Source organism: Dactylosporangium sp. CS-047395 (assembly GCF_050942185.1).
GTDB lineage: Bacteria > Actinomycetota > Actinomycetes > Mycobacteriales > Micromonosporaceae > Dactylosporangium.
This window is the reverse complement of sequence record NZ_CP192015.1, coordinates 540,306-565,762: the sequence shown is the minus strand read 5'-3', so window position 1 is coordinate 565,762 and position 25,457 is coordinate 540,306. Positions and strand designations below refer to the sequence as shown.

The 25,457-nt window shown below is 70.7% G+C and carries 21 protein-coding genes and 1 tRNA gene; 12 read left to right on the top strand and 10 right to left on the bottom strand.

Annotated features, from left to right (window positions below; all coding sequences use genetic code 11):
* Window positions 1–529: 529 nt before the first annotated feature.
* A complete protein-coding gene (mycP, locus tag ACQP00_RS02610) occupies window positions 530–1,879 on the top strand; it encodes a type VII secretion-associated serine protease mycosin (protein ID WP_433213770.1) in 1,350 nt (449 codons plus the stop codon).
* 21 nt (window positions 1,880–1,900) lie between these two features.
* Here mycP and ACQP00_RS02605 read toward each other — a convergent pair whose 3' ends face one another.
* From ACQP00_RS02605 to ACQP00_RS02585, 5 genes are all read right to left on the bottom strand, one after another.
* A complete protein-coding gene (locus ACQP00_RS02605; RefSeq protein WP_433223644.1) occupies window positions 1,901–3,049 on the bottom strand; it encodes a MarP family serine protease in 1,149 nt (382 codons plus the stop codon).
* Between the two features lie 49 nt (window positions 3,050–3,098).
* The gene (locus ACQP00_RS02600) at window positions 3,099–3,749 is read right to left on the bottom strand and encodes an NUDIX hydrolase (protein ID WP_433213767.1); all 651 of its coding nucleotides are present in this window, start codon (window positions 3,747–3,749) and stop codon (window positions 3,099–3,101) included.
* A complete protein-coding gene (locus ACQP00_RS02595) occupies window positions 3,746–4,306 on the bottom strand; it encodes a TlpA family protein disulfide reductase (protein ID WP_433213764.1) in 561 nt (186 codons plus the stop codon). Before ACQP00_RS02595 ends, ACQP00_RS02600 begins: the two co-directional genes overlap by 4 nt.
* Window positions 4,307–4,338: 32 nt before the next feature.
* The gene (nth, locus tag ACQP00_RS02590; RefSeq protein ID WP_433223642.1) at window positions 4,339–5,016 is read right to left on the bottom strand and encodes an endonuclease III; all 678 of its coding nucleotides are present in this window, start codon (window positions 5,014–5,016) and stop codon (window positions 4,339–4,341) included.
* A 265-nt stretch (window positions 5,017–5,281) separates the two neighbouring features.
* Window positions 5,282–6,487, bottom strand: coding sequence for a CapA family protein (locus tag ACQP00_RS02585; protein WP_433223640.1), 1,206 nt, complete (start codon window positions 6,485–6,487; stop codon window positions 5,282–5,284).
* 595 nt (window positions 6,488–7,082) lie between these two features.
* Here ACQP00_RS02585 and ACQP00_RS02580 point away from each other — a divergent pair.
* The 9 genes from ACQP00_RS02580 (at window position 7,083) to ACQP00_RS02540 (ending at window position 17,959) form a co-directional block, all read left to right on the top strand.
* Window positions 7,083–7,760 (top strand): Crp/Fnr family transcriptional regulator, encoded by a 678-nt coding sequence (locus tag ACQP00_RS02580; RefSeq protein WP_426509797.1) that lies wholly within the window; start codon window positions 7,083–7,085, stop codon window positions 7,758–7,760.
* 93 nt (window positions 7,761–7,853) lie between these two features.
* The gene (locus ACQP00_RS02575; RefSeq protein ID WP_433213761.1) at window positions 7,854–8,429 is read left to right on the top strand and encodes a TetR/AcrR family transcriptional regulator; all 576 of its coding nucleotides are present in this window, start codon (window positions 7,854–7,856) and stop codon (window positions 8,427–8,429) included.
* A gap of 12 nt (window positions 8,430–8,441) precedes the next feature.
* Window positions 8,442–9,236, top strand: coding sequence for a TIGR03084 family metal-binding protein (locus ACQP00_RS02570; protein ID WP_433213758.1), 795 nt, complete (start codon window positions 8,442–8,444; stop codon window positions 9,234–9,236).
* On the top strand, window positions 9,233–10,900 hold the full coding sequence (locus ACQP00_RS02565; RefSeq protein WP_433213755.1) for an acyclic terpene utilization AtuA family protein: 1,668 nt from the start codon (window positions 9,233–9,235) through the stop codon (window positions 10,898–10,900). The genes ACQP00_RS02570 and ACQP00_RS02565 overlap by 4 nt, the downstream gene beginning before the upstream one ends.
* Window positions 10,897–12,003 (top strand): acyl-CoA dehydrogenase family protein, encoded by a 1,107-nt coding sequence (locus tag ACQP00_RS02560; RefSeq protein WP_433213752.1) that lies wholly within the window; start codon window positions 10,897–10,899, stop codon window positions 12,001–12,003. Before ACQP00_RS02565 ends, ACQP00_RS02560 begins: the two co-directional genes overlap by 4 nt.
* Before the next feature lie 4 nt (window positions 12,004–12,007).
* Window positions 12,008–13,585: an acyl-CoA carboxylase subunit beta gene (locus tag ACQP00_RS02555; RefSeq protein ID WP_433213749.1), complete on the top strand. Its 1,578-nt coding sequence runs from the start codon at window positions 12,008–12,010 to the stop codon at window positions 13,583–13,585.
* Between the two features lie 10 nt (window positions 13,586–13,595).
* Window positions 13,596–15,617 (top strand): biotin carboxylase N-terminal domain-containing protein, encoded by a 2,022-nt coding sequence (locus ACQP00_RS02550; protein ID WP_433213746.1) that lies wholly within the window; start codon window positions 13,596–13,598, stop codon window positions 15,615–15,617.
* An 18-nt stretch (window positions 15,618–15,635) separates the two neighbouring features.
* Entirely contained in the window at window positions 15,636–16,796 is a 1,161-nt protein-coding gene (locus ACQP00_RS02545) for an acyl-CoA dehydrogenase family protein (RefSeq protein ID WP_433213743.1), read from the top strand.
* A 626-nt stretch (window positions 16,797–17,422) separates the two neighbouring features.
* A complete protein-coding gene (locus tag ACQP00_RS02540) occupies window positions 17,423–17,959 on the top strand; it encodes a hypothetical protein (protein WP_433213740.1) in 537 nt (178 codons plus the stop codon).
* A gap of 313 nt (window positions 17,960–18,272) precedes the next feature.
* On the opposite strand, the gene ACQP00_RS02535 is transcribed toward ACQP00_RS02540, so the two are convergent.
* From ACQP00_RS02535 to ACQP00_RS02525, 3 genes are all read right to left on the bottom strand, one after another.
* Window positions 18,273–18,346 (bottom strand) — tRNA-Pro (locus tag ACQP00_RS02535).
* An 84-nt stretch (window positions 18,347–18,430) separates the two neighbouring features.
* Window positions 18,431–19,591 carry an alpha/beta hydrolase family protein gene (locus tag ACQP00_RS02530; protein ID WP_433213737.1) on the bottom strand — a complete coding sequence of 387 codons (1,161 nt, stop codon included), beginning with the start codon at window positions 19,589–19,591 and terminating at the stop codon, window positions 18,431–18,433.
* Window positions 19,588–20,481: a metallophosphoesterase gene (locus tag ACQP00_RS02525; protein WP_433213734.1), complete on the bottom strand. Its 894-nt coding sequence runs from the start codon at window positions 20,479–20,481 to the stop codon at window positions 19,588–19,590. The genes ACQP00_RS02530 and ACQP00_RS02525 overlap by 4 nt, the downstream gene beginning before the upstream one ends.
* Window positions 20,482–20,545: 64 nt before the next feature.
* Here ACQP00_RS02525 and ACQP00_RS02520 point away from each other — a divergent pair, with 64 nt between their 5' ends.
* On the top strand, window positions 20,546–20,998 hold the full coding sequence (locus ACQP00_RS02520) for a GatB/YqeY domain-containing protein (RefSeq protein WP_433213731.1): 453 nt from the start codon (window positions 20,546–20,548) through the stop codon (window positions 20,996–20,998).
* A 60-nt stretch (window positions 20,999–21,058) separates the two neighbouring features.
* On the opposite strand, the gene ACQP00_RS02515 is transcribed toward ACQP00_RS02520, so the two are convergent.
* The gene (locus ACQP00_RS02515; protein ID WP_433223638.1) at window positions 21,059–23,542 is read right to left on the bottom strand and encodes a transglycosylase domain-containing protein; all 2,484 of its coding nucleotides are present in this window, start codon (window positions 23,540–23,542) and stop codon (window positions 21,059–21,061) included.
* A 434-nt stretch (window positions 23,543–23,976) separates the two neighbouring features.
* On the opposite strand from ACQP00_RS02515, the gene ACQP00_RS02510 reads away from it, so the two are divergent.
* On the top strand, window positions 23,977–24,288 hold the full coding sequence (locus ACQP00_RS02510) for a WhiB family transcriptional regulator (RefSeq protein ID WP_433213728.1): 312 nt from the start codon (window positions 23,977–23,979) through the stop codon (window positions 24,286–24,288).
* 4 nt (window positions 24,289–24,292) lie between these two features.
* On the opposite strand, the gene ACQP00_RS02505 is transcribed toward ACQP00_RS02510, so the two are convergent.
* A complete protein-coding gene (locus ACQP00_RS02505) occupies window positions 24,293–25,438 on the bottom strand; it encodes an ArsA family ATPase (protein ID WP_433213725.1) in 1,146 nt (381 codons plus the stop codon).
* Window positions 25,439–25,457: the final 19 nt, after the last annotated feature.

Here is a 25,457-nt window from a genome sequence, read left to right as displayed (position 1 = left end):
ACGGCGCGCGAAGCATGGCGCGGCACGGCGCGCGAAGCATGGCGCGGCACGGCGCGCGAAGCATGGCGCGGCACGGCGCGCGAAGCATGGCGCGGCACGGCGCGCGAGGCACGGCGCGGCACGCGGCACGGCACGGCGCGCGAGGCACGGCGCGGCACGCGGCACGGCGCGGCACGCGGCACGGCACGGCGCGCGCGGCACGGCGCGGCACGCGGCACGGCACGGCGCGCGCGGCACGGCGCGGCACCGCGCGCGAGGCACGGCGCGGCACCGCGCGCGGCACGGCACGGCACCGCGCGCGCGGCACGGCGGATGGCGGGCGCGGAACGGCAGGCGCGGAACGGTAGACGGCGGGTGTGGAACGGCGGTGAAGTTCGCGTGGCGGTCGTGGGGCGTGGGCGTTGTGCGGTATCGGCACGGAGTGGGCACGCTTTGTCACCGAGGGTCGGAACAAGCGGTTCGCGCGGGTTGGGCGTTGCTGTGGGTGAGGCGGAGGGACGAGAACACCTTTCGGCGAGGGTGTGGCTAGATGCCTGACAGATTTGGAGGCGCGGTCCAGAATTGGGCCATCGCGCTCACCTCCGTCACCCGCGCCGCCGGCCGTGTCCTTGTTTTGGGACTGTCGGCGGCGCTCGCCTGTTCGGTGGGGGTCTTCGGGGTCGCGCCCGCCGCGCAGGCCGATGAGGCGCGCAGTGAGCAGTGGCAGCTCAGTGCGCTCGACGCGCGCGATGCGTGGAAGGTGTCGACCGGTAAGGGCGTCGTCGTCGCGGTGATCGACAGTGGGGTGGACGCCAAGCACCCCGATCTGGTCGGGCAGGTGCTGCCGGGGATCGACTTCGTGGACCCCAAGGCCGGGGACCAGGGGATGGTCGATCCGGTTGGGCACGGTACGACTGTGGCGGCCCTTATCGCCGGCAGCAACTCTGACAATTCCGGCGCCGAGGGCATCGCGCCCGGGGCGAAGATTCTGCCGATCCGGGTGTTGGACAAGGCCAACAAGTACGACGATCCCGGTGTCATCGCCAAGGCTCTGCGCTGGGCGGTCGACCATCACGCGTCGGTGATCAACCTTTCGCTCGGTGGGGCGCTGCGGAGCGAGGCTATTGCGGAGGCGCTGCGGTACGCCGCGGAGCATGACGTCGTCGTGGTCGCGTGCACCGGCAACATCGCCACCGATCCGTCGATTCATGAGGTCTGGTATCCGGCGCGCGAGCCGGGGGTCGTGGCCGTTGCCGGGCTCGGGGCGGCGAGTCCGCGCGGGCCGGAGACGCTCTGGGCCGGGTCGCTCACCGGGCCGGAGACGGTGCTGACGGCGCCCGCGGTGAATTTGACCGGAGCAAAACCCGGCGGCGGGTACTGGGTCGTCCAAGGCACCAGCTTCGCCACTCCCCTGGTCGCCGGGGCGGCCTCACTCGTGCGGGCGCGCTACCCGCGGATGAGCGCGGCGAACGTCATCAACCGGCTGATCGGCACCGCGAAGGACCTGGGGCCCGCGGGCCGGGACGACCGCTTCGGCTACGGCGAGGTCGACCCCGTCGCCGCCCTCCACGACACCATCGGCGAGGTCGACAGCAACCCGCTCGCCGAGGTCGGACCCCCGCCGGTGTCGGCCACGGGTGAAGCGGGCGAAGCGGGCGAGGCCGACGAGCTGCACGCGGACGCGGCGCCGGCCGAAGGAGCCGAGTCGCAGCGTCCGGGCGGGGCGGCCCCCATGCCTGACGGCGCGGACCAGCCCCAGGAGCAGCGACTCGCCAGCGAGGCCCGCACCCAGCTCAGCGCACTCGCCGGCCTCACCGCGATGCTGCTGATCTCCGCGCTGGGCGCCGGCGGCGTCCTGTTCCACCAGCGCCGCCGCAACAATGGCCGCTGGAACCGATAGGCCTGCAAGAACAAGGGAAAACTAAGCGCACTTCCCAGTAGGCGTGGGATCCGTGTGCGCCTTGCCCGCCTCGGCGACCACCGACGCCTCGTCCGCCGTAACCGCGAACCCGGTCTGCGGATCGTCAGCCGCCGCCGCGAAGATCACGCCCAGCACCTCGCCCTCCGGGGAGAGCAGCGGCCCGCCGGAGTTGCCGGACCGTACCAGGGCGCGGATCGTGTAGATCTCCCGCGTGACCTTGCCGTCCTCGTAGATGTCGGGGCCGGTGATGTTGCGGTGGTCGCGAATGCGGGCGGACTGCGCGTCGTACGGGCCGTCGAGCGGATACCCCAGCACGATCGCGTCCGCGTTGGAGTCGGCCTTCTTGGTGGCGAAGGGCATGACCGGGGCGGTGAGGTTCTTGACGTACAAGACGGCGATGTCGCGTTCGGGATCGTAGGCGACGACCGTGGCCGGAAGGGGGCGCGAGGAGCCGTCGACCAGGACGCTCACGGTCTTCGTGCCGGCGACCACGTGCGCGTTGGTCATGACGCGGTTCTGGGAGTACACGAAGCCGGAGCCCTCGATGCGCCGCGAGCAGCTCGGGGCCTGGCCCAGCACCTTGACCACGGACTTCTTGGAGTTCTTGACCAGCTCCGAGCCGGCGAGCTTCGGGTCGGGCGGGGAGACCTCCTTGACCCGGGTCGGCGAGAGGCCGTCGAACACGTCGGGGAAGCCGCGGGTGTCGACGGTGTCACGCAGCGCCTCGGACAGGGCGTCGGCCTGCGCGGGCATGGCCTTGTCGACCACGTTCAGGATGATCGAGTTGCTGACCGCGCGGGCCAGCCAGGGCAGCGACGAGGCGCTCAGGGGTGCGGCGACGAGCCAGACCACGAGGAGCACCGCGACCACGGAGACGACGGCCCCGCCCGCGTTGTCGACGGCCTGGGCGTTGCGGCTGACGATCGCGTTGCGCAGCCGGTTGCCGACGAAGCTCGCGAGGGCCTGCCCGGCGACCGCGAGGCCGAAGACGAACGACAGCGAGATGACCACGCGCGCCTGGTCGGACTCGAAGAAGCGCTCGGCCAGCAGCGGGCCGAGCTGGAGGCCGAGCAGCGCACCGCCGAAGAAGCCGACGAATGACAGCAGACCAACAAGGAACCCCTGGCGATATCCGTTCACCGCGAACATCACCATGAGGAGCAAAAGGACTAGATCGATCACGCTGCCAGACACGCATTCAACGTACAGGTGCGGCACCAGATGTCGGCAGTTCCTCAACTCGGCCGGTCGGCCAGTCCACCGCCCATCCGCCGAGTTCCAGCAGCGTAGAGAGCACGCCCGCGGTGAAACCCCACACCAACATGTCGTGAATCCGAAACGCCGGGCCGATCCAGCCGCTGGGGTGGCGCAGGCGCAGGCGGTTCGCGGGGTCGACCAGTTCGCGGATCGGCAGCCGCTCGACGCGGGCCACCTCGTTCGGATCGGCCGGGCCGACCGGATGCGGCGCGCGCCACCAGGCGATGACCGGCGTGACGAGGAAGTTACTCACCGGGATCCACAGCATGGGCAACGTGGTCACGACCTCGACGGTGCTCGCGTCCAGGCCGACCTCCTCCTCGGCCTCGCGCAGCGCGCACGCGACGGTGTCGGCGTCGTCCGGATCGACCGCGCCGCCGGGGAACGCGGGCTGGCCGGCGTGGTTGCGCATGGTCGCGGCCCGCTGGAGCAGCAGGATGTCGGGGCCGGTGACCGGGTCCTCGCCGAACAGCACGAGCACGGCGCTCTGCCGCCGCCCCTCACCCTCCGGCGTCGGCAGGCGCGTGAAGTCGGCCGCCTCGCTCGCGCGCAGGTTGGTGAGCAGCGGCTCGAACCAGTCGGGCAAGGTCACGCCGAAACCCCCAGATACTGCTGCGTCAGCTCCCGCACCTTGTCCGTGGTGAGCGGTTTGCCCTGGTACGCGTACGCGATGCGGCCCTCCGCCGTCACGAACAGCGTCGCCGGCAGCGCGACCAGCGACCGCGACACCAGCGGACTGGCCGCGATCGCGAACTGCTGCCCCTGGTCCTCCAGCATCGGGAACGTCAGCTTCTTGTCATCGATGACCGACTGCGCCTGGTCGTGGCGATCCTTGGTCACGACGCCGACCACGCGCACCTTGCCGCCGGCCGCGAGCTGCTGCAGCACCGGCAGTTCCTCCCGGCACGGCTCGCACCACGAGGCCCAGAGATTGACGACGGTCGGCACCCCGCCGAGGTCGGCCACGTCGGTGAACCGGCCGCCGGAAAAGCACGGAAGCGCCATTGCCGGAAGAGCAGGGCCGGCTTTTGTACCTTCAGTGCCCCCCGAACCCGCCAGTTTCTCGATGCACCGGGGCCCGGACGTCGCCGCCGCATCGGGCGCGGACGGCTTGACCTCGGCGGCGCAGGCGGCGAGCAGCACGGCCACCGAGAAAAGCGCGGCCAGGGACAGGAGACGCTTCACAGCACCAGCTCCGCGAGTTCGTTGGCGCGCGGGCCCTTCAACAGCTTGATGGCGCTTTCGACGTCGGTCGGCCCAAGACCGTACGACGGACAGTCTTTCTTCAGGGTGCACGCCCCGCACGCCGGCTTGCGCGCGTGGCAGACCCGCCGCCCGTGAAAAATGATGCGGTGCGAGAGCATCGTCCACTCGCGCGGTGGAAACAGCACCGCAATGGCGAACTCGATCTTCACCGGATCGGTCTCCTCGGTCCACTGCCACCGATGGACCAGCCGCTGGAAATGCGTGTCGACCGTGATCCCCGGCACGTCGAAGGCGTTACCGAGAATCACGTTGGCCGTCTTGCGCCCGATCCCGGGAAGCGCGACGAGTTCATTGAGGGTGCCGGGCACTTCGCCGTCGTGCCGCTCCACCAACGCCTGCCCGAGCCCGATGAGCGAGTCGGTCTTGTTCCGGAAGAACCCGGTCGGCTTGATGAGCTCCTGCATCTCGATCGGGTCGGCGCCGGCATAGGCGGCCGCATCCGGATAGCGCGCGAACAGCTTCGGCGTCACCTGGTTCACGCGCTCGTCCGTGCACTGCGCGGAAAGAATCGTGGCCACGGCCAGCTCGAGCGGACTGGTGAAATCGAGCTCACAGTGCGCGTCGGGATGGATCGTCACGAGGGCCCGGCCCATCCGCCGCGCCCGCCGCTTCAACGCCAACGCGGTCTCGGTCACGCCACGACAATACGTCGCGCCGCTCGCCCGCCCGATCGAGCGACCCGCCCGTCGGCCACCCGGCCGATGCCCGCGCCACTCAACGCCCTGCTCCGCCGCCCTCGCCGCGCAATCGCGGCTTGGGTCAATCAAGAGCCCCGGCGGTCGATTCGGACCACCAGCGCTTATCCGAAATTTCCGATAAGTCGCGGCGCGCCAGCGCCCGACTTATCGGAACCAAACGCTAAGCAGCCGGAGCCGTGATTGTGCCGTCCTGGGCGATGACCGCTCCGCTCTTCGGGAAGTCCTGCTTCGTCAGGTTGGAGACGAACGGGATGGCCTGCTTCTTCGGATCGGGCTGCGGCAGGCCCGGCGACACCATGTACGTCGCGGTCAGCGAGCCGCCCTTGAACGTACCGTCGCCGAGGAGGGTCACCTTGAGCACGCCGCCGATGCCGACCGTGCCGTTGTAGGACAGCGCCCGGTAGCCCGCGAAGTTGCCCAGGCTGTAGGCGATCAGCCGGCCCTTGTAGAACTCCATCGCGCGCATCACGTGCGGGCCGTGGCCCACGACCAGGTCGGCGCCGGCGTCGATGACGCGGTGGCTGAACGCGACCGGGTTGCAGCGGTTCTCGCCGAGGAACATCTCGGTCTGGTCCTTGGCGTGCGTCTTGTCGGAGCCCTCGGCGCCCATGTGCACCTGCACGACCACCAGGTCGGCCTTGGTCGTGGCCTCCTTGACGATCTTCTCGGCGGCGTCGAGGTCGGAGCAGAGGTTCGACCACTTGTAGGAGGCGAACCCGATCACGGCGATCTTCACGCCCTTGGCCTCGCCGACCGAGATGTCGCCCGGCCAGCCGGTGTACTTGATGCCGGCGCCGTCCAGCGCCTTCTGGGAGTTCTTGTAGCCGACCTCGCCGTAGTCGTAGGCGTGGTTGTTGGCCATGTTCATCATCTTGAAGCCGGCGTCGGTGAGGTTCTGGACGTACCCGGGCGGGGTCCGGAACGCGAAGCACGTCTTGCCCGCGCTGTCGGCCGAGCACTTGCCCACGCCGGTGTCGTCGGTCAGGACCTGCTCGAGGTTGCCCATCTGGAAGTCGGCCGCGAGGTACTTCTTCACCGGGTCGAAGAAGCCCTTGCCGTTGTTCGGCGGCAGCCCGCCGGGGGCCATGCCCATGACGATGTCGCCGGTCGCGCTCAGCGAGATGCCCTCGGCCGGGCCGGGCACCGCACCGGCCGGAGCCGACGAGCCGCCGCCCGCGGGCGAGGAGGAGCCGTCGCCGACCGGGGCCTGCGCGGCCGGGGTCTGGCCGGCGGGCTTGTCGTCGCCGCCGAGGAAGGTGGCCGCGCCCGCGGTGCCGGCGCCGATGACCACCGCGGCCACGGCGCCCAGGATGATCGCGGTCCGCCGGCCGCCGCCGCTGCGTGCGGCCGGAGCCTCGCCGGGCAGTGGCAGCTTGCGCCGGCCCGCGCGCTCGTCGGGTTCGTACGCCCTGGCGTTGTACAGGTCCTCCGGGCGCTGCGGGCCGGGGATCGGCTCGCGACCGCCGCCGTAGAGGGGCTGGACGGGCGGGGCGCCGTAGACCGAGCCGGTGCGGTCGCCGACCTGACCGGTGCGGTCGCCGCCCCAGATGTTGCCGGAGCCGGGCTCGGGGCGCTGATCGGGATGTTCGGCGCGCGGGGTGCGACCCGCCGCGAATCCGTCGAAACGCCCCGTACCGGACCCGTAACCCGCGTCCCGGCCCGGCGGTTGATCACGTTGCGGGGGCGTAGTGCCACGCTCCGGCTCCTCGTCGGGCCAGCGAGAGGGCCCGGCGCCGTACACCGTCATGCGATCCACTCCACCACTCGGCAACGCCCATGCCCACGGCGAGCACGAGCGGTCGTGTCCGACGCGAAGATATCGCACGCCCGCGAACGGGGCGCCGCCCTTCAGGACTACTGCCCCGCCGCAGGTCGCGGAGTACTATCCCGGCCGCCCACCGTCGGAGAACCGACCCCGTATGCATAAACTGGCGTTCGGCCGACTGATAGAGGTGGACGCGATGGACGAGGTACTGGCGCGGAGCGGGATTTTCCAGGGGGTCGAGGCCGACGCCGCGGAATCGCTCGCCAAGGAGATGGAGACGATCGACGTCCGCAAGGGCGAGGTCGTGTTCAGCGAGGGCGAGCCCGGCGACAGTCTCTACATCGTGCTGTCCGGCAAGATCAAGGTCGGGCGCCGCGCGGCCGACGGCCGGCAGAACCTCATCGCCGTGATGGGCCCGAGTGACATGGTCGGCGAGCTCTCGCTGTTCGACCCGGGTCCGCGGACCGCGACCGCCACCGCCGTGCTCGACACCCGGCTCGCCCGGCTGCGCAAGCAGGCGCTGCGGCCCTGGCTGACCAACCGCCCGGAGATCGCCGAGCAGCTGCTGCGCGTGCTGGCCCGCCGCCTGCGCCGCACCAACGACTCGCTGGCCGACCTCATCTTCACCGACGTGCCCGGCCGGGTGGCCAAGACGCTGCTGCAGATGGCCGGCCGCTTCGGCACCCGCGACGGCGGCGTGCTGCGGGTCAACCACGACCTCACGCAGGAGGAGATGGCCCAGCTCGTCGGCGCCTCGCGCGAGACGGTGAACAAGGCCTTGGCCGACTTCGCCTCCCGTGGCTGGCTGCGGCTGGACGGCAAGAGCGTGATCATCATGGATCCGGAGCGCCTCGCCCGCCGCGCGCGCGTGTAAGTAGGACCAGGCCGTCCACACCAGGGCGGCCTAAAAAACACGTGCGAAACAATCAGTCTTGACTGTTTGTTTTCTAGCGAGCAGGCTGAGTACATGCAGGAGCGGAGCCGAATCACCCAGCGCCGCCTGCTCGAGGCCACCGTCGAGTGCCTGTACGACTTCGGCTGGTCCGGCGCCACCACCACGGTCATCGCCGAGCGCGCCGGCGTCTCCCGCGGCGCCCAGCTGCACCACTACCCCACGCGCACCGCCCTGGTCCTGGCCGCCGTCCAGCACCTGGCCGAGCGGCGCGCCGAGGAGATCCGCATGGAGGCCGCCGAGCTCACCGGCGATCGGGCCGAGCGCCTGGACCGCGTCGTCGAGCTGCTCGCCGCCGCGTTCACCGGCCCGCTGTTCGTCGCCGCGCTGGAAGTGTGGGTCGCCGCCCGTACCGATGCGGAATTGCGCGATGCTCTGGTGCCGCTCGAGGCCCGGGTCGGCCGTGAGATGCACCGGCTCACCGTCGACGTGCTCGACGCGGACGAGTCGCGGCCGGGCGTGCGGGAAGCGGTGCAGGCGACGCTCGACCTCCTCCGCGGCCTCGGCGTCGCGAACCTGCTCACCGACGACACTCCCCGCCGCACCCAGCTCCTCGCGGCCTGGAAACTCCAACTCGCCGAAATCCTGTAACCGGAGGCGCGAATGCAGCTCGACGAGGTGCTGCAAGACCTGGCGGCGGAGTCCGAGGCGCTCGACCGGCTGGTCAGCGGCCTGGACGCGCAGCAGTGGAGCCGCCCGACGGCGGCGCCCGGCTGGACCGTGGCCCACCAGATCGCCCACCTGCACTGGACCGACGAGGCGGCCACCCTCGCCAACACCGACCCGGCCGCGTTCTTCGCGCGGCTCAGCGAGATCGACGACCCGCACACGTTCGTCGACCGGGCCGCGGCCGCCGGTGTCGCCCCGCCGGACGAGCTGCTCCCCCGCTGGCGGGCCGGCCGCCAGGCGCTGGCCGACGCGCTGCGGAAGGTCCCGCCGGGCGAGAAGCGGCCCTGGTTCGGCACCGCGATGTCGCCGGCGTCGAGCGCGACCGGCCGGATGATGGAGACCTGGGCCCACGGCCGGGACATCGCCGAGACCTTCCCCGAGCTCGCGCAGGATCACCTGCGGCCGACCGCACGTTTGCGACATGTCGCTTTCATCGGGTACCGGACGATCGGTCATGGCTTTGCAAGCCACGGTCGATCCGCTCCGACCGATCCGTTCCGCGTCGAACTGAGCCTGCCGGACGGGGACCTGCTCGCGTTCGGCCCAGCGGGCGCGCCCGATCGCGTGACCGGCCCGATCCTGGACTTCTGCCTCCTCGTCACCCAGCGCCGCAACCCGGCCGACCTGGCCCTGCAGGCCACGGGCGAGCACGCGACCGAGTGGCTGACGGTCGCCCAGGCCTTCGCCGGCCCGCCCGGCGCCAAGCGTGAGCCGAAGGCCAAGAGATGATCCGAATCGGCAACGCCTCCGGCTTCTACGGCGACCGCGCCTCGGCCTGGCAGGAGATGCTCGATGGCGGCGAGCTCGACGTGCTCACCGGCGACTACCTGGCCGAGCTGACCATGCTCATCCTCGGCCGCGACCGCATGAAGGACCCGTCCACCGGCTACGCGAAGACGTTCTTGCGGCAGTTGGAAGCCGTCATCGGTACCGCCAAAGCCGCCAACGTCCGCCTCGTGACCAACGCCGGCGGACTCAACCCGGCCGGCCTCGCCGACGCCATCCGGACCCTCGCCGCGCGGCTCGGCCTCGACATCGCCGTCGCGCACGTGGAAGGCGACGACGTGACCGCGCAGGTGCCGGGGCTGACCGCCAACGCCTATCTCGGCGCCTTCGGCATCGCCGCCTGCCTGGAGCACGGCGCGGACATCGTGGTCACCGGCCGGGTCACCGACGCCTCGCTGGTGGTCGGACCCGGCATCGCCCACTTCGGCTGGACCCGGGACGACCTCGACGCGCTCGCCGGGGCCACGGTCGCCGGCCACGTGCTGGAGTGCGGCGCCCAGGCCACCGGGGGCAACTTCGCGTTCTTCACCGAGCTGCCCGACGGCGCCCGCCGCCCCGGCTTCCCCCTCGCCGAGCTGCACGCCGACGGCTCCTCGGTGATCACCAAGCACCCCGGCACCGGCGGGGCGGTGACGGTGGAGACGGTGACGGCGCAGCTGCTGTACGAGATCGGCGCTCCGGCCTATCCGGGCCCCGACGTGGTCGCGGACTTCGGCTCGATCACCCTGGCCGCCGACGGGCCGGACCGGGTGCGGATCTCGGGCGCCCGCGGCACCCCGCCCCCGCCGGAGCTCAAGGTCGGCGTCAACACCCTCGGCGGCTTCCGCAACGCGATGACGTTCGTGTTGTGCGGGCTGAAGATCGAAGAAAAGGCTGCTCTGGTACGGCAACAGCTCCGCGATTCCCTCGGCCCCGACGGTCTGGAGTTCACCCTGGCCCGCACCGATCGCGCCGACGCCCCGAGCGAGGCGGCGGCGAGCGCGCTGCTCACGGTGTCGATCAAGGATGCCGACGCCAAGCGGGCGGGCCGGCCGTTCTCGCAGGCCGCGGTGGAGCTGGCGCTGGCCTCGTACCCGGGGCTGGCCGTCACCGCCCCGCCCGGCGACGCCACCCCGTTCGGCGTGTTCACCGGCCGGTTCATCCCGCAGGCCGCGGTCGAGCACGTCGCCGTCCTGCCCGACGGCAGCCGCCAGTTGATCAGCCCTCCGAAGATCACCGCACCCCACAATATGGTGATAAGTCCGAAATATCCTGACGCGCCAGCGTCTGGATATTTCGTCGCCGCGCCCTTGGGCGAGGTGTTCGGCGCCCGCTCTGGAGACAAGGGCGGCGACGCGAACATCGGCGTATGGGGGCGCAGCGAACAAGCGTATGAGTGGCTCCGCGACTATCTGACGCCCAAGCGGATCCAGGAATTGCTGCCCGAGACCCGCGAGCTGATCGTCGAACGGTATGAGCTGCCGAACCTGCTTGCCGTGAACTTTGTGGTGCGCGGGATTCTTGGCGAGGGGGTCGCGGCCAGCACGCGGTTCGATCCGCAGGGCAAAGCGCTCGGCGAGTGGCTGCGGTCGCGGGTGGTCGAGCTGCCTCGGGAGTTGCTGCCGTGAGCGATCCCTTCGAGACCGAAGAGCGGCGGCGGTTGCGGGAGCTTGTGCGCGCCTTTGTCGAGCGTGAGGTGGTGCCGCACCTCGACGGGTGGGAGCGGGCGGGCGAGATTCCGCGGGCATTGCACCGTACCGCTGCGGGGGTTGGCATTTTGGGCATCGGATTCGCCGAGGACGTAGGCGGGTCCGCGGGAGATCTGGTCGATACCGTCGTGGTGATCGAGGAGATCATTCGGGCCGGCGGGTCGTCCGGGCTGGTGGCGGCGCTGTTCACGCACGGGATCGCGCTGCCGCACATCGTGGCGACCGGGCGGGCCGACTTGATCGAACGGTTCGTGCGGCCGACCCTCGCCGGGGAGCGGATCGGGTGCCTCGCCGTCACCGAGCCCGGCGGCGGGTCGGACGTGGCCGGCATCCGCACGACCGCCGTCGACCGGGACGACCACTACCTGGTCAACGGGTCGAAGACGTTCATCACCAGCGGGGCGCGGGCCGACTTCGCGACCACGGCCGTGCGGACCGACGACGGCTTCCGGCTGCTGGTGATCGAGGACTTCCAGGTCACCCGGCGGCTGGAGAAGATGGGCTGGCACTGCTCGGACACGGCCGAGCTGGCGTTCGTGGACGTGCGGGTGCCCAAGGACCACGTCGTGGGCGGCTTTCCCGAGCTCATGACCCACTTCGCGACCGAGCGGATCACGCTGGCGGTGCAGGCGTACGCCACCGCCCAGCGCTGCCTGGACCTCACCCTGGCCTGGGTGAAGGACCGGCACACGTTCGGCCGTCCACTGGCCGGCCGGCAACTCGTGCGGCACCGGCTCGCCGAGATGGCGCGGCAGGTGGAGGTGGCCCGGACGTACGTCCGCCACGTCGCCGTCCGTGTCGCAAGCGGCGAGCGGCTCGTTACGGAGGTGGCGATGGCGAAGAACACCGCGGTCGCGACCTGCGACCACGTCGTCGACCAGGCCGTGCAGCTGCACGGCGGCCTGGGGTACGTCCGCGACGCCGAGGTCGAGCGCCACTACCGCGACGCTCGGATCCTGGGCATCGGCGGCGGGACCACGGAGATCATGAACGAGATCATCGCGAAGCAGTTGGGGGTCTGAGGCCATGCCGGTCCTGACGAGCAACCTCGACCCGCGGGGCGCGGCCTACTCGGAGAACCGGGCGGCCATGCTCGAGCGGCTGACCGAGCTGGAGTCGGCGCTGCGGCAGGCCCGCGGCGGCGGGGGCGACAAGTACATCGCCCGCCACCACGCCCGCGGCAAGCTCCTGCCGCGCGAACGCATCGAGCTGCTGATCGACCGCGACTCGCCGTTCCTGGAGATCTGCCCGGTCGCGGCCTGGGGCACCGACTACCCGGTCGGCGCGAGCGTGGTGGCCGGCATCGGGATCGTCGAGGGCGTGCCGTGCGTGATCGTGGCCAACGATCCGACGGTACGCGGCGGCGCGGTGAACCCGTTCTCGCTCAAGAAGACCCAGCGCGCCTCCCAGATCGCGCGGGAGAACCGGCTGCCGCTGATCAACCTGGTCGAGTCCGGCGGGGCGGACCTGCCGCAGCAGGCCGAGATCTTCATCCCGGGCGGCGCCGCGTTCCGTGACCTGACCCGGCTCTCGGCCGACCGGATCCCGACCGTGGCCGTGGTGTTCGGCAACGCGACGGCGGGCGGTGCGTACGTCCCCGGCATGTCCGACTACACGATCTTCGTGCGCGACCGGGCCAAGGTGTTCCTGGCCGGGCCGCCGCTGGTCAAGATGGCCACCGGCGAGACGGTCGACGACGAGACCCTGGGCGGCGCGATCATGCACGGCACGCGCTCGGGGCTGGCCGACTACATCGCCGAGGACGAGCGCGACGGGCTGCGCCTGGCCCGGGCCTGCGTGCGCAACTTCAGCCACACCGTGAGCCGGACCTACGGCGCCGAGCCCAAGTTCGACGCCGACGACCTGCTCGGCATCCCCTCGGCCGACCTGCGGGTGCCGTTCGACCCGCGGGAGATCCTGGCCCGGGTGCTCGACGGCAGCGAGTTCGACGAGTTCAAGCCCGCGTACGGGGCGGCGCTGTGCACCGGCTGGGGCGCGATCCACGGCCACCGGGTCGGCGTGCTGGCCAACGTGCGCGGCGTGCTGTTCTCGGCCGAGGCGCAGAAGGCGGCCCAGTTCATCCAGCTGGCCAACGCGAGCGGCACCCCGCTGATCTTCCTGCAGAACACCACCGGCTACATGGTCGGCAGCGAGTACGAGCAGGGCGGCATCATCAAGCACGGCGCGCTGATGATCAACGCGGTGGCGAACTCACGGGTGCCGCACCTGACGATCAACATCGGCGCGTCGTACGGCGCCGGCAACTACGGCATGTGCGGGCGCGCGTTCGAGCCGCGGTTCCTGTTCACCTGGCCCAACGCCAAGTCCGCGGTGATGGGCCCGCAGCAGCTGGCCGGGGTGCTGTCGATCGTGGCCCGCCAGGCGGCCGAGGCCAAGGGGCACGCCTACGACGAGGAGCAGGACCGCACCATGCGGTTCATGGTCGAGCACAAGGTCGAGCAGGAGTCGGCCGCGCTGTTCCTGTCCGGCCGCCTGTACGACGACGGCGTGATCGACCCACGCGACACCCGCACCGTCCTGGGCATGTGCCTGGCGCTCGTCGGCACCGGCGACCGGGCGAACTTCGGCGTATTCCGGCATTAGGGGAGCCATAGTGATCAGAAGGCTGCTGGTAGCCAACCGCGGCGAGATCGCCCGCCGGGTGTTCGCCACCTGCCGGGCGATGGGGGTCGAGACGGTCGCCGTCTACTCCGACGCCGACGCCGACTCCCCGCACGTGGCCGAGGCGGACTACGCGGTCCACCTGCCGGGCAACTCGCCGACCGCCACGTACCTGCGCGGCGACCTCCTGATCGCGGCCGCGCGCAAGTGCGGGGCGGACGCGGTGCACCCCGGCTACGGCTTCCTGTCCGAGAACGCCGACTTCGCCCGCGCGGTCATCGACGCCGGCCTGACCTGGGTCGGCCCGTCGCCCAAGGCGATCGCCATCATGGGCTCGAAGTTGGAGGCCAAGGCGATGCTGGCCGAGGCCGGCGTGCCGATGCTGCCCACCGCCGTCGAGCCCGAGGACGTCGACACGTTCCCGGTGCTGGTCAAGGCGTCCGCGGGCGGGGGCGGCCGGGGCATGCGGATCGTGCGCGACCGCGACTCGCTGGCCGAGGCGGTGGCCGCGGCCCGGCACGAGGCGGCGTCGGCGTTCGGCGACGGGACCGTGTTCTGCGAGCGGTACGTCGAGCGGGCCCGGCACATCGAGGTCCAGATCATGGCCGACTCGCACGGCAACGTGGTGCCCCTGGGCGAGCGCGAGTGCTCGATCCAGCGGCGGCACCAGAAGATCCTGGAGGAGACCCCGTCCCCGGCGGTCGACCCGCAGCTGCGCGAGAAGCTCTGCCAGGCGGCGATCGCGGCCGCGCGCGCCGTGTCGTACGTCGGCGCCGGGACGGTCGAGTTCCTCCTCGCGCCCAACGGCGAGTTCTTCTTCCTGGAGATGAACACCCGGCTGCAGGTCGAGCACCCGGTGACCGAGTGCGTCGTCGGCGTCGACATGGTCCGGCTCCAGCTGGTCGTGGCCGAGGGCGGGCCGCTGCCGTTCAACGGGCCGCCGGTGCTGCGCGGGCATGCGATCGAGGTCCGGCTGTACGCCGAGGACCCCGCCTACGCCTGGATGCCCTCGACCGGCACGCTGCACCGCTTCGACATCCCCGGCGTCACGCACTCGTTCGGCCCGCTGACCGCGCCCGGCCTGCGCCTGGACTCCGGGGTCACGGACGGCTCGGTCATCGGCGTGCACTACGACCCGATGCTGGCCAAGCTGATCGCCTGGGCGCCGACCCGCGCCGAGGCGGCCCGGATGCTCGGCGGGGCGCTGGCCCGCGCGCGCATGCACGGCGTGACGACCAACCGCGACCTGCTGGTGCGGACGCTGCGGCATTCGGCGTTTCTTTCGGGCGGTACCGACACCGGCTTTTTGGATCGTCACCCCGAGGTCTTCGCGCCCCTGCTGTCCTCTGTGGACGCGGTGCGGTTGTCCTGCCTGGCCGCGGCGCTCGCGGGAGCCGCACGGCGGGCCAAGACCGCGCTGCTGCCCGGGCTGCCGTCGGGCTGGCGCAACGTGCCCAGCGCCCTGCAGACCGTGGTCTACGAGGGTCCGACCGGCACGATCGAGGTCGGCTACCGGCTGGACCGCGCCAACGACCTCGCCGCGTGGGCGGTGCGCCGCATCGACCCGGAGGACATCGGCCTGCCCGGCGCGGGACTCGACCCGGCCGGCGCCCCCGACCACCCGCCGGCCGCCATCCTCAGCGCCACCGGCGAGCGGGTCGTGCTCGACGTCGGCGGGGTGCGGCTGCAGTTCGCGGTGCACGAGGTCGACGGTGTGTCCTTCGTGGACAGTCCCGAGGGCTCGGTGGCGCTGACGGAGCTGCCGCGGTACCCGCTGCCGGTGCCCGACCAGCCGGAAGGCTCCCTGGTCGCGCCGCTGCCGGGCGCCGTCGGCCGGGTGCTCGTGGTCCCCGGCCAGCGGGTCGCGGCCGGCGACCTGCTGCTCACGGTGGAGGCGATGAAGCTCGAGCACCCCGTGCACGCCCCCACCGACGGCGTCATCAGCGACCTGCGGGTTGCGGCCGGCTCGCAGGTCGAGTCCGGCGCACTGCTGGCGGTGCTCTCCCCCTCATAGCCCCTTGTAGGAGTTAGCGTGGATTTCGATTACACCCCTCAACAGCAGGATCTGCGCGACGCGGTGGCCAAGCTCGGCAAGCGCTTCGGCCACGAGTACTTCGTGCGCACGGCCAAGGCCGGCGAGCACTCCGACGAGCTCTGGCAGGAGGCGGCCAAGCTCGGCTACCTCGGCGTCAGCGTCCCCGAACAGTACGACGGCGGTGGCGGCGGCATCACCGAGCTCGCCATCGTCTGCGAGGAACTGGCCGCGGCCGGCACGCCCCTGCTGCTGCTCGTCGTCTCCCCCGCCATCGCCGCGACGATCGTGGCCAAGCACGGCACCGAGTCGCAGCGCCAGGCCCTCCTCCCGGGCTTCGCGGCCGGCTCCCTGAAGGTCTGCTTCGCCATCACCGAGCCGGACGCCGGCTCCAACTTCCACAAGCTGACCACGGTCGCCAAGCCCTTCGAAGGCGGCTACTCCCTGACCGGCCGCAAGGTCTACATCTCCGGCGTGGACGAGAGCGACAAGGTCATGGTCGTGGCCCGCCTGGAGGACGAGCGCACCGGCAAACTCAAACCGGCCATCTTCGTCGTCCCCACCAACGCCCCGGGCCTGACCGCAACAAAGATCGACATGGAGATCGTCAGCCCCGAAAACCAGTTCCAGGTGTACCTCGACGACGTACGCGTTCCCGCCGCCGCCCTGATCGGCGAGGACCCGGAGGCTGGCCTGCCGGCCCTGTTCTCGGGCCTCAACCCCGAGCGCATCACGGTGGCCGCGATGGCGTGCGGCACGGCGCGGTACGCCCTGGAGCGCGCCTCGGCGTACACCGCGACCCGGGCGGTGTGGGGCCGGCCGATCGGCAGCCACCAGGGCGTGGCCCACCCGCTGGCCCACGCGTACATCCAGGTCGAAATGGCCCGCCTGATGGTGGCCAAGGCGGCGGCGCTGTACGACGCGGGCCGCGACCTGGAGGCGGGCGTGGCCGCGAACACGGCCAAGTACGCCGCCGCGGAGGCGGCCGCGCTGGCGGTCGACACGGCGATCCAGTCGCTGGGCGGCAACGGCATGACCACCGAGTACGGCGTGGCCACCCTGCTGGGCGCGGTCCGGGCGGGCCGCATCGCCCCCGTCTCCCGCGAGATGATCCTGAACTTCGTCTCCCAGCACCTGCTGGGCCAGGAGAAGTCGTACTAACTCTCCAGGGAGTGACGGCTTGATTCACGGCCGTCACTCCCTTCGCTTGTTTTAGCCAACATGAGCTGCGGAAACACCGGAGCGGTACGCCGGTCGACGTCCGGGCGCCCGCCGGTCACCCGGTGTTATGAGCGGCCTGACCTGCGCACACTTCTGGATGTCGATATTTTCGCCCGCTCCGGAAGGCCCGTCGTGCGCGTCCCCCGTCAGCCCCGCCACTTCGTCATCGCCGCGACCGCCTTCATGGCCGCCCTGGCCTGGACCACGGCTCCCGCGGGCGCCGGTACGGGCTGGACGGCCGCCACCGACGTCCTGGTCCTGGGCAAGGCCGCCCAGTTCGCCCCGCCCACTTCCGCCCCGGCCACTTCACCTACGGCCGATTCGGTCGTTGCCGTGGTTGCTGCGCCTAAATCGACTTCTTCACCTGTTCGGGCCAAGCCCACGACGGCCGCCCCGGTCCTTCCTGGGACTCCCGCGCCTACAACGCAGTACCCCAACAAAATCAAGAACGGCACAATCCTCCTCGGCCAACCGCCGGCCGCCGTGGAGACTCCCGCCGCGGAACCGGTAGCGGAATCGACAACGGCCGAGGCCCCGAAGCCCACTCCGACGGAATCGCCCGCACCATGACGCTCGCCGAACTCCGCCCCGTCCTGGTGGCAGCAACGTTGGCCACCACAATGGGCGTGTCAGGCTACGCCTTCGACACCCTCCTGAAGACCACGGACGCCAGAGCCGGCGACGGCCGCGCCGGCGACCTGAAGCCCTTGGTGGTCGACCCGTCCACCGTCAGCTCCATCTTCGACGGCGAGGACGGCCTCTTCCCCGGCCACAGCGCCGACATCACCATGCGCGTGACCAACCCGAACCACGTCCCCATGACCGTCACCTCGATCACCCCAGCCGCAGCCCAGCCGAAGTCGGTAACGTCAGGCACCACCCCCGACGACGCCACAACGCGCGCGTATTGCACCGCCCGCCTGACCATGGCCCCACAGCCGGCCTTCGCGATCGACGACCGCCCGCAGACGTCCCGAATCCCCCCGACAACGACGGTCACAATCGTCCTCCGCTCGGCGGTGACCTTGAGCCCGGAGACAGACAACCGCTGCCAACGCATGAAGTTCGAAACCCGCTGGACGGTCGCCGGCCAGAACGCGTGAAGTTCATGAATCGCCGTATGCTCGCCGCTTGAAAGCTCCCCGACGAGACGAGGGCGAATTTGTCACGGAGCTCCGGAGCACGAGGGCGGCGACCACGTTGAACCAGCCGGCCCTCGTGAACGCGCGTGGCTAGACATTCCGCACCGCCTCCGCGCCCTTGGGTAGTGGTGTTGACGGCGGTCGCCTGGTTCGCAATCGCCGCCGTCGGCGTGATGCTCATCCTGCTCTGCGGCCACGCCTGACCGGCACGCAAGTCGGGGAAACGATGCAGGGCCGGTCCCTCGTGATGAGGAAACCGGCCCTGCTTACGAAGTCGGGGTAGCCGGATTTGAACCGACGGCCTCTTCGTCCCGAACGAAGCGCGCTACCAAGCTGCGCTATACCCCGAGCGTGCCGAGTAATCGTAGCCCACGCCCGTCCCGCCTCCAACTCGGTATCCCCCGTGTCGGGCAAACGGGTCCTGACCAGCCACTACACCGAAGCCAAGAACGAGGCCAAGCGCGATTCGTACGCCAAAGGATCTCGGTTCCAGCCCCGGCAGTGACCCGCCTCACGCGTCTCGACCAGCGCGGCGCGGGAACCCAAGGAGGCGGCGAACGCGATGGTCGGGGCCGAGGCCACCGTCCGGTCATCGTGGTCGACGTACAGCAACGTCGGCACATCCACCCGCGCGGACAGGGAGCTGTAGTCGAGGTCGGAAGCACGTACGCCCAAGCGGCGCTGGATCAGGCGCATCGCTGTCCAGACCCAGATCGGGGGGACGTTCAGCTGGCGGCCGTTCATCCGCAGCGTCTCGTTCCAGTCGACCACCGGGCAGTCCAGGACCAGGGCACGCAGGAAGCCGCCATGGTCCCACTCGCGCAACAGGTTGAAGATCGCGGCGCCGCCCATGGACCAGCCCATGAGGATCACGTCCCGGGCGCCCGCGGCGCGGGCGTAGTCGATCGCCGCGCGCACGTCGCGCCATTCTGTGTGGCCCAGGTGGAAGCGGTGGTCGTAGGACGGTGGGGCGTCCTCGTCGTTGCGATATGACACGACCAGGGTTCGGCGGCCCGAGGCGGCCAGGGTGGGCAGGGCGCGCAGGGCCTCGCCGCGGGGGGCGCCGCGGCCGTGGACGGCGATGATCCAGGTGTCGTCGACCAGGGGGACTGTCGGCGGGACCAGCCAGGCCGGCAGTGGGCCCAGCTCGCCGGAGACCACCACGTCCTCGAAGGGCAGGCCGCGCGCTGCCGGGGTGCCTTCGAAGACATAGCCCGAGGTGTACCCCCTGACGCCCGTCACCAGCGCCCCTCGGGTGACCTCGGCGACCTCGCGGGTCACGGTGGCGCGGTCGACCGAGATCACGTCGCCGAGGATCGCGTGGCCCGCCGCCCAGACGAATGACAGGGGCAGGTTGCGCGCGGTGTCGGGGGTGCGGGTCAGCGTGATGCGGCGACCGGCGTAGGCGCGTACTCGCACGGGGTACACGCGAGGGCTGTTGACGTTGAGAACCTGCCCGGCGAGGAACCAGGCGGCGCCCGCCGTGCCCGTGGGGAGCAGGACGGCCAGGCCGGCGGCTCCGGCGATCCCGGCATAGGCGGCGCGGCGGGGCCATTTGCGGACGACCACCGCGCCGGGCGCCACCGCTGTCATCGCGGGATGAGGGTCAGGATCGTCGCCTCGGGCGGGCAGGCGAAGCGGATCGGCGCGGTCGGGTGGGTGCCGAGGCCGGCCGAGACGTGCAGGAAGGCCTCGGAGTAGGGCCAGCGGTGCAGGCCCTTGGCGAGCTTGCGGTCGAGGCCGCAGTTGGTGACGAGCGCGCCGTAGAGGGGGACGGCGACCTGGCCGCCGTGGGTGTGGCCGGCCAGCAGCAGGTCGAAGCCGTCGTCGGCCATGCGGTCGAGGATGCGCGGCTCGGGGGCGTGGGTGACGCCGAGGCGCAGGTCGACGTCGGGCGAGGTGGGGCCGGCGACGGCGTCGTAGTCGTCGCGGCCGACGTGCGGGTCGTCGACGCCGACCAGTTCGACCGAGCGGCCGCCCGCCTTGATCGTGGTGCGCGCGTTGTTCAGGTCGGCCCAGCCGGAGCCGGTCAGCACGTCGCGCAGTTCCTCGGCCGGCAGCGCGGCGCCCTGGACGTACGGCTTGTTCTTGTTGAAGTACCCCAGCGGGTTCTTGAACACGGGGCCGAAATAGTCGTTCGAGCCGAAGACGAACGCGCCCGGCCGGTCCAGCAGCGGGGTGAGCGCGCGGACGACGGCGGGCACGGCGTCGACGTGGGCCATGTTGTCGCCGGTCACGACGACAAGGTCCGGGTCGGTGCCGGCCAGCTCGGCCACCCAGCGCTGCTTGCGGTGCTGGCCGGGCATCATGTGCAGGTCGCTGATGTGCAGCACGCGCAGCGGCTCGGCGTCCGGGGCGAGCACCGGCACGTCGAAGCGGCGCAGGGTGAACATGTTGCGCTCGACGAGCGAGGCGTAGGCAAAGGTGGCGGCGCCGGCGGCGACGGTGCCGGCCGCGAGTCGCAGTACGGTCTTCGAGCGCATTGCTTCAGCCTACCGGCGCTTTTACAACGGGATTTGAGCAAGATCTGACGGATAGACTTTTCTCATGTTGAAGGCACGCCTGGAGTCCGACCTGCGCGACGCCATGAAGGCTCGTGACGAGCTGGTGACGTCGACCCTGCGGATGGCGATCGCCGCGGTACGCAACGCGGAGGTCGCCGGGAAAGCCGCTCGTGAGCTCTCCGACGACGAGGTCCTGTCGGTGCTCACCAAGGAGGCCAAGAAGCGCCGGGAGGCCGCCGACGCGTTCGCCGGCGCGGGCCGCGAGGCCCAGGCGGCCAAGGAGCGCGCGGAGGAGGAGGTCATCGCGGGGTACCTGCCGAAGCAGCTCTCCGACGAGGACCTCACCGGCATCGTCCGCGACGCGCTGGCCGCCGGTGGGTTCAGCGGTCCCGGCAGCATGGGGCCGGCGATGAAGGCCGCGCAGGCCGCGGTCGCCGGTCGCGCCGAGGGCGGCCGGGTCGCCGCGATCGTGAAGGCCCAGCTGACCTCCAGCTGAACACAGAAGAGGCGGGCGCCCCGATCAGGGGACGCCCGCCTTTTTCATGCCTTCAGGTGATCAGCAGACCCACGGGATGGGGCAGTTGTTGGTGTCCACCCCGTCGCCGGTGTTCGGGATGTCGCCGTTCTGCTGTACTCCGCCGTTGCCGTTGCCGCCGTTGTTGCCCAGGTACGGCGGGGCCGGCGCGCCCGGGCCCTTGCTCACGACCAGCTGGACCCCACCGCCCTTGGTGGTGGAGCCGGCCGGGTTGGTGCGGTCGACGGTGCCGGGCGGGCACTGCGAGGCGACCTGGCCCGAGGCGACCGAGACCGAGAAGCCGGCGTTCTTGACCTTGGCCCGGGCCTGGTCGACCGAGAGGCACTTGACCGACGGGATGTCGACCAGCTTGCCCTGCGAGCGGTCCTTGGTCGGCGCGGTGAAGCCGACGATCGGCTGGCCGGCCAGGCCGTCGCGCAGCACACCCAGCGCGGCGTAGTTGACCGGCGGGTGCTTCATGTCCTTGTTGGTCTCGGGCCAGTCCGGGTCGGTCAGGAAGCCGGAGACCGCCATCTGCTTGGTCATGACGGTGAAGGTGGCGCTCTTCTCCGAGTCCGTGGTGCCCGTCTTGCCGGCGATCGGCCGCTTCACGAAGTCGCGGGCGTAGCCGGCGGTGGCCCCGGCGCACTTGCCGGAGGCCGACTGGTCGCCGACCGGGCAGCGGGCCATGTCGACGGCCGCGCGGGCGACCTCGGGGTCGATGGACTGCTTGCACTTGGGGTCGAGCCCGTCGACCTTCTTGCCGCTGTTGTCCTTGACCTCGAGGATCGGGGTCGGCTCGCAGTACAGGCCGTCCGCGGCGAGGGTGCCGTAGGCGTTGGCCAGCTGCAGCGGGGTGGTCGCCGACACGCCCAGCGTGAAGGCGCCCCAGCCCTTCGGGTTGGCGGCGAGCTTGGCGTCCTCGGGGGCGTTGAACTGGATGCCCATGCGCTTGGCCACGTCGACCACGTGGTCGACGCCGACCTGCTGCTCCAGCGGCACGAAGAACGTGTTGATCGAGCTGCCGAAGCCGGTCCACATGTTGTAGGGGCCGGACTGGCCGCCGGAGTTCTTCGGGCAGTAGTGGTTGCCGTTGCAGGCGGCCGGGCTGCTGGAGCTGATGATGAAGTCCGAGACGAACTGCTTCTCGGTCTGGATCGTGGTGGCCAGCGGGAGCCCGGACTCCAGGGCGGCGACCGCGGTGAAAATCTTGAACGCCGACCCGGCCTGGTAGCCGGGGATGTCCGAGTCACCGGTGATGATCGGCACCGTGGTGTTGGGCCAGTTGCCCTTCTGGCCCCTCTTGTCCGGGTTGGTGTTGCCGCCGTTCTGCGTCTGGTCGTTGCTGAAGTTGCGGTTGGTGGCCAGGGCCTGCACGCGGCCGGTGCCGGGCTGGATCGCCGCGAGCATCATCGCGTTGGACTGGCCCAGCTTGACCTTCTGGTCCTTGGAGACCAGCGGCTGGTCCTGCGCGTACTTCCACGCCGCCGTCTGCGTCTGAATGTCCAGCGACGACACGACGGTGTAGCCGCCCGCCCGCAGCCGGTTCGCGCGCTGGTACTGGTCCTCGCCGAACACCTTCTGGTCCATCCACCAGCGGCGCAGGTAGTCGCAGTAGAAGCCGGCGCCGAGCTCGGGGCGCTGGACCGACTCGCAGCCCTCGGGCGTGCGCTTGCCGACGATCTTCAGCTTGTCCTTGCCGGCGGCGGCGTCGGCGGTGGCCTTGTCGATGTAGCCCATCGTGACCATCTGGTTCAGCACGTACTTCTGCCGGTCCAGGGCGCGCGGCAGGCCCTCGGCGGTGGCCGGGTCGTTGGTGCCCGGCGCCTTCACCAGACCGGCGATGAGCGCGGCCTCGGAGAGCGTGAGGTCCTTGGGGTCCTTCTCGAAGTACACGTGCGCGGCCGCGTAGACGCCGTAGGCGCCGTGGCCGAAGGGCGCGATGTTGAGGTACCGCTCGAGAATCTCCTTCTTGGAGAGCTTCTTCTCGAGGTCGATCGCGTACTTCATCTCGCGCAGCTTGCGCGTGGGCGTCTTGTCGGTGGCGTCCACGACCTCCTGCGGCGTGCGCGCGGAGTAGGCGATGGCCTGCCGCACGTACTGCATCGTCAGGGTCGAGGCGCCCTGCTCCGTCTGGCCGCCGGCGTTCTGGTTGGCCACGAACGCGCGGGCCACACCCTTCACGTCGACGCCGCGGTGCTCGTAGAACCGGTTGTCCTCGGCCGCCACCATGGCCTGCTGCATGACCTGGGCGACGTCATCGATCTTCACGTCGCGGCGGTTCTCGTCGTACATCATCGCCAGCAGCGTCTTGCCGTCGGACGCGTAGACGTACGAGATCTGCGGCGACGGCAACACGTCGATATCGGTCGGCAGATTCTCGAACGTGTCGGAACCGGCTTTCGCCGCCAATCCCGACATCGCGACCGCAGGGAACGCGGCCGCAGCGACCACCAGTCCCGCCAAGAGCCCACACAGCAGCAATGAAGCCGCGTTGGGCAGCAGGCCGTGCTCGCGTTTGCGCATCCAGGTCACCGCCTCAGACTACGTGACGACGTCATGAGGCCGCGTCCAGATGCACGCGTCCTCGTTGTCCTAGACGCGTGACACCGAGCGTGAGGTTGACCCGATTCCGATTCTGCGGCATGCCGCACGGGGGCCGTCGGCATTTTGGGCAAATCGCACCCGGTAGTGGCGCAGCGGTAGCACGGATCGGCCCTTTGGTGGATCGCGAAAGGGCGGTTAACCTGGTGCAACAACGTTGCGTAACTGGACGACTACAGAGCATGATGTTCCGGAAAGCTCCTTTCGGGGTTCCCGAGGCCGGGAACCCTGCCGTCTGACCGGGGAATCCCGGCGAACTGCACCCGAATGCCATGGGGGGACGTGGTTTGGGCGCTTTTCGCCGGGGCAAGACCGGCGGATGGACCCGGGGGGAGTCCAAGGGGGGAAGAGGAAATATGAGCATGGTCGTCGACTGGCCCAGCATCGCCGCGTGTCGCAATGGCGACCCGGACGCACTGTTCGTCCAGGGTGCCGAGCAGAACGTGGCGAAGCGGATCTGCCGGAGCTGCCCCGTGCGGTACGAGTGCCTGGCGGACGCCCTCGACAACCGGATCGAATTCGGAGTGTGGGGCGGCATGACCGAGCGCGAGCGCCGGGCGTTGCTGCGCCGCCACCCGCAGGTGCCCAGCTGGCGCAAGATGTTCGAAGCGGCCATGGACCGCAACAGCACCAGCAAGGACACCAAGGAGCTGGTGCCGACCGGCTGAAGCACTACGCGAAGGTCGCTCCGATCGCGCGCAGCCCGTCGAGGTCATGGACGTCGGCGGGCTGAGCCGGGATTCGGACGACCGGCACACCCGGGTAGGCGTGCAGGAACCGGCCGGAGACCGCCGCCTGCCTATCGTGCTGGTCGGCCAGTTCCGCGTGCACGCGCAGCACGTCCGCCGTCGCCTGGTGGCCGCCGAGCTCGTCGAGACGCTCCGCGGCCGCCCGGGCGTCCTCCGCCGTGAGGTCCGGTGCCGCCACCGGGATCACGCGGTTGAGCACCAACCCGGCCAGCGGCATCCGGTCCGCGGCCAGCCGCCCGGCGAAGTAGACCGCCTCGCGGACCGCGTCGGGCTCGGGCGCCGCGACGACCAGGAACGCCGTCTCGGGGGCCTGCAGCACGCGGTACGTCTGCTCGGCGCGCTCCCGGAAGCCGCCGAACATCGAGTCGAGCGCGCCCACGAAGCCGGACAGGTCGGTCAGCAGCTGCGCGCCCAGGATCTTCTGCACCGTGCGGCTGAACAGCCCGAACGAGGCCGAGACCAGGTTGAACACGCTGCGGCCGCCGGCCCGCGCGGGGGCGAGCAGCAGGCGCAGCATCTTGCCGTCGAGGAACCGCGACAGCCGGGCCGGCGCGTCGAGGAAGTCCAGCGCCGAGCGCGACGGCGGGGTGTCGACGATGATCAGGTCCCAGTCGTCGCGGGCCCGCAGCTGGCCCAGCTTCTCCATCGCCATGTATTCCTGCGTGCCCGAGAACGTCGAGCTCATGGCCTGGTAGAAGGGGTTGGCGAAGATCTCCTCGGCCTTCTTCGGGTCGGTGTGCTGCAGCACGACCTCGTCGAAGGTCCGCTTCATGTCCAGCATCATGGCCTGCAGCTCGGCCGAGTCCGGCTGGAGGCCCTTGACCTGGCGGGGCGTGTTGTCCAGCTCGGTGAGGCCGAGGGCCTGGGCCAGCCGCCGGGCCGGGTCGATGGTCAGGACGACCGTGCGCCGGCCGTGCTCCTCCGCCGCGCGCAGCGCCAGCGCGGCGGCCGTTGTCGTCTTCCCGACTCCGCCCGAGCCGCAGCAGACCACGATCCGGATCGCGCGGTCGGCGAGGATCGCGTCAAGATCCAGGTCGGGGGACCCGGGCGTCTCGGCATTGGGAGGCACTCTGCGAGCGTATCCGCTG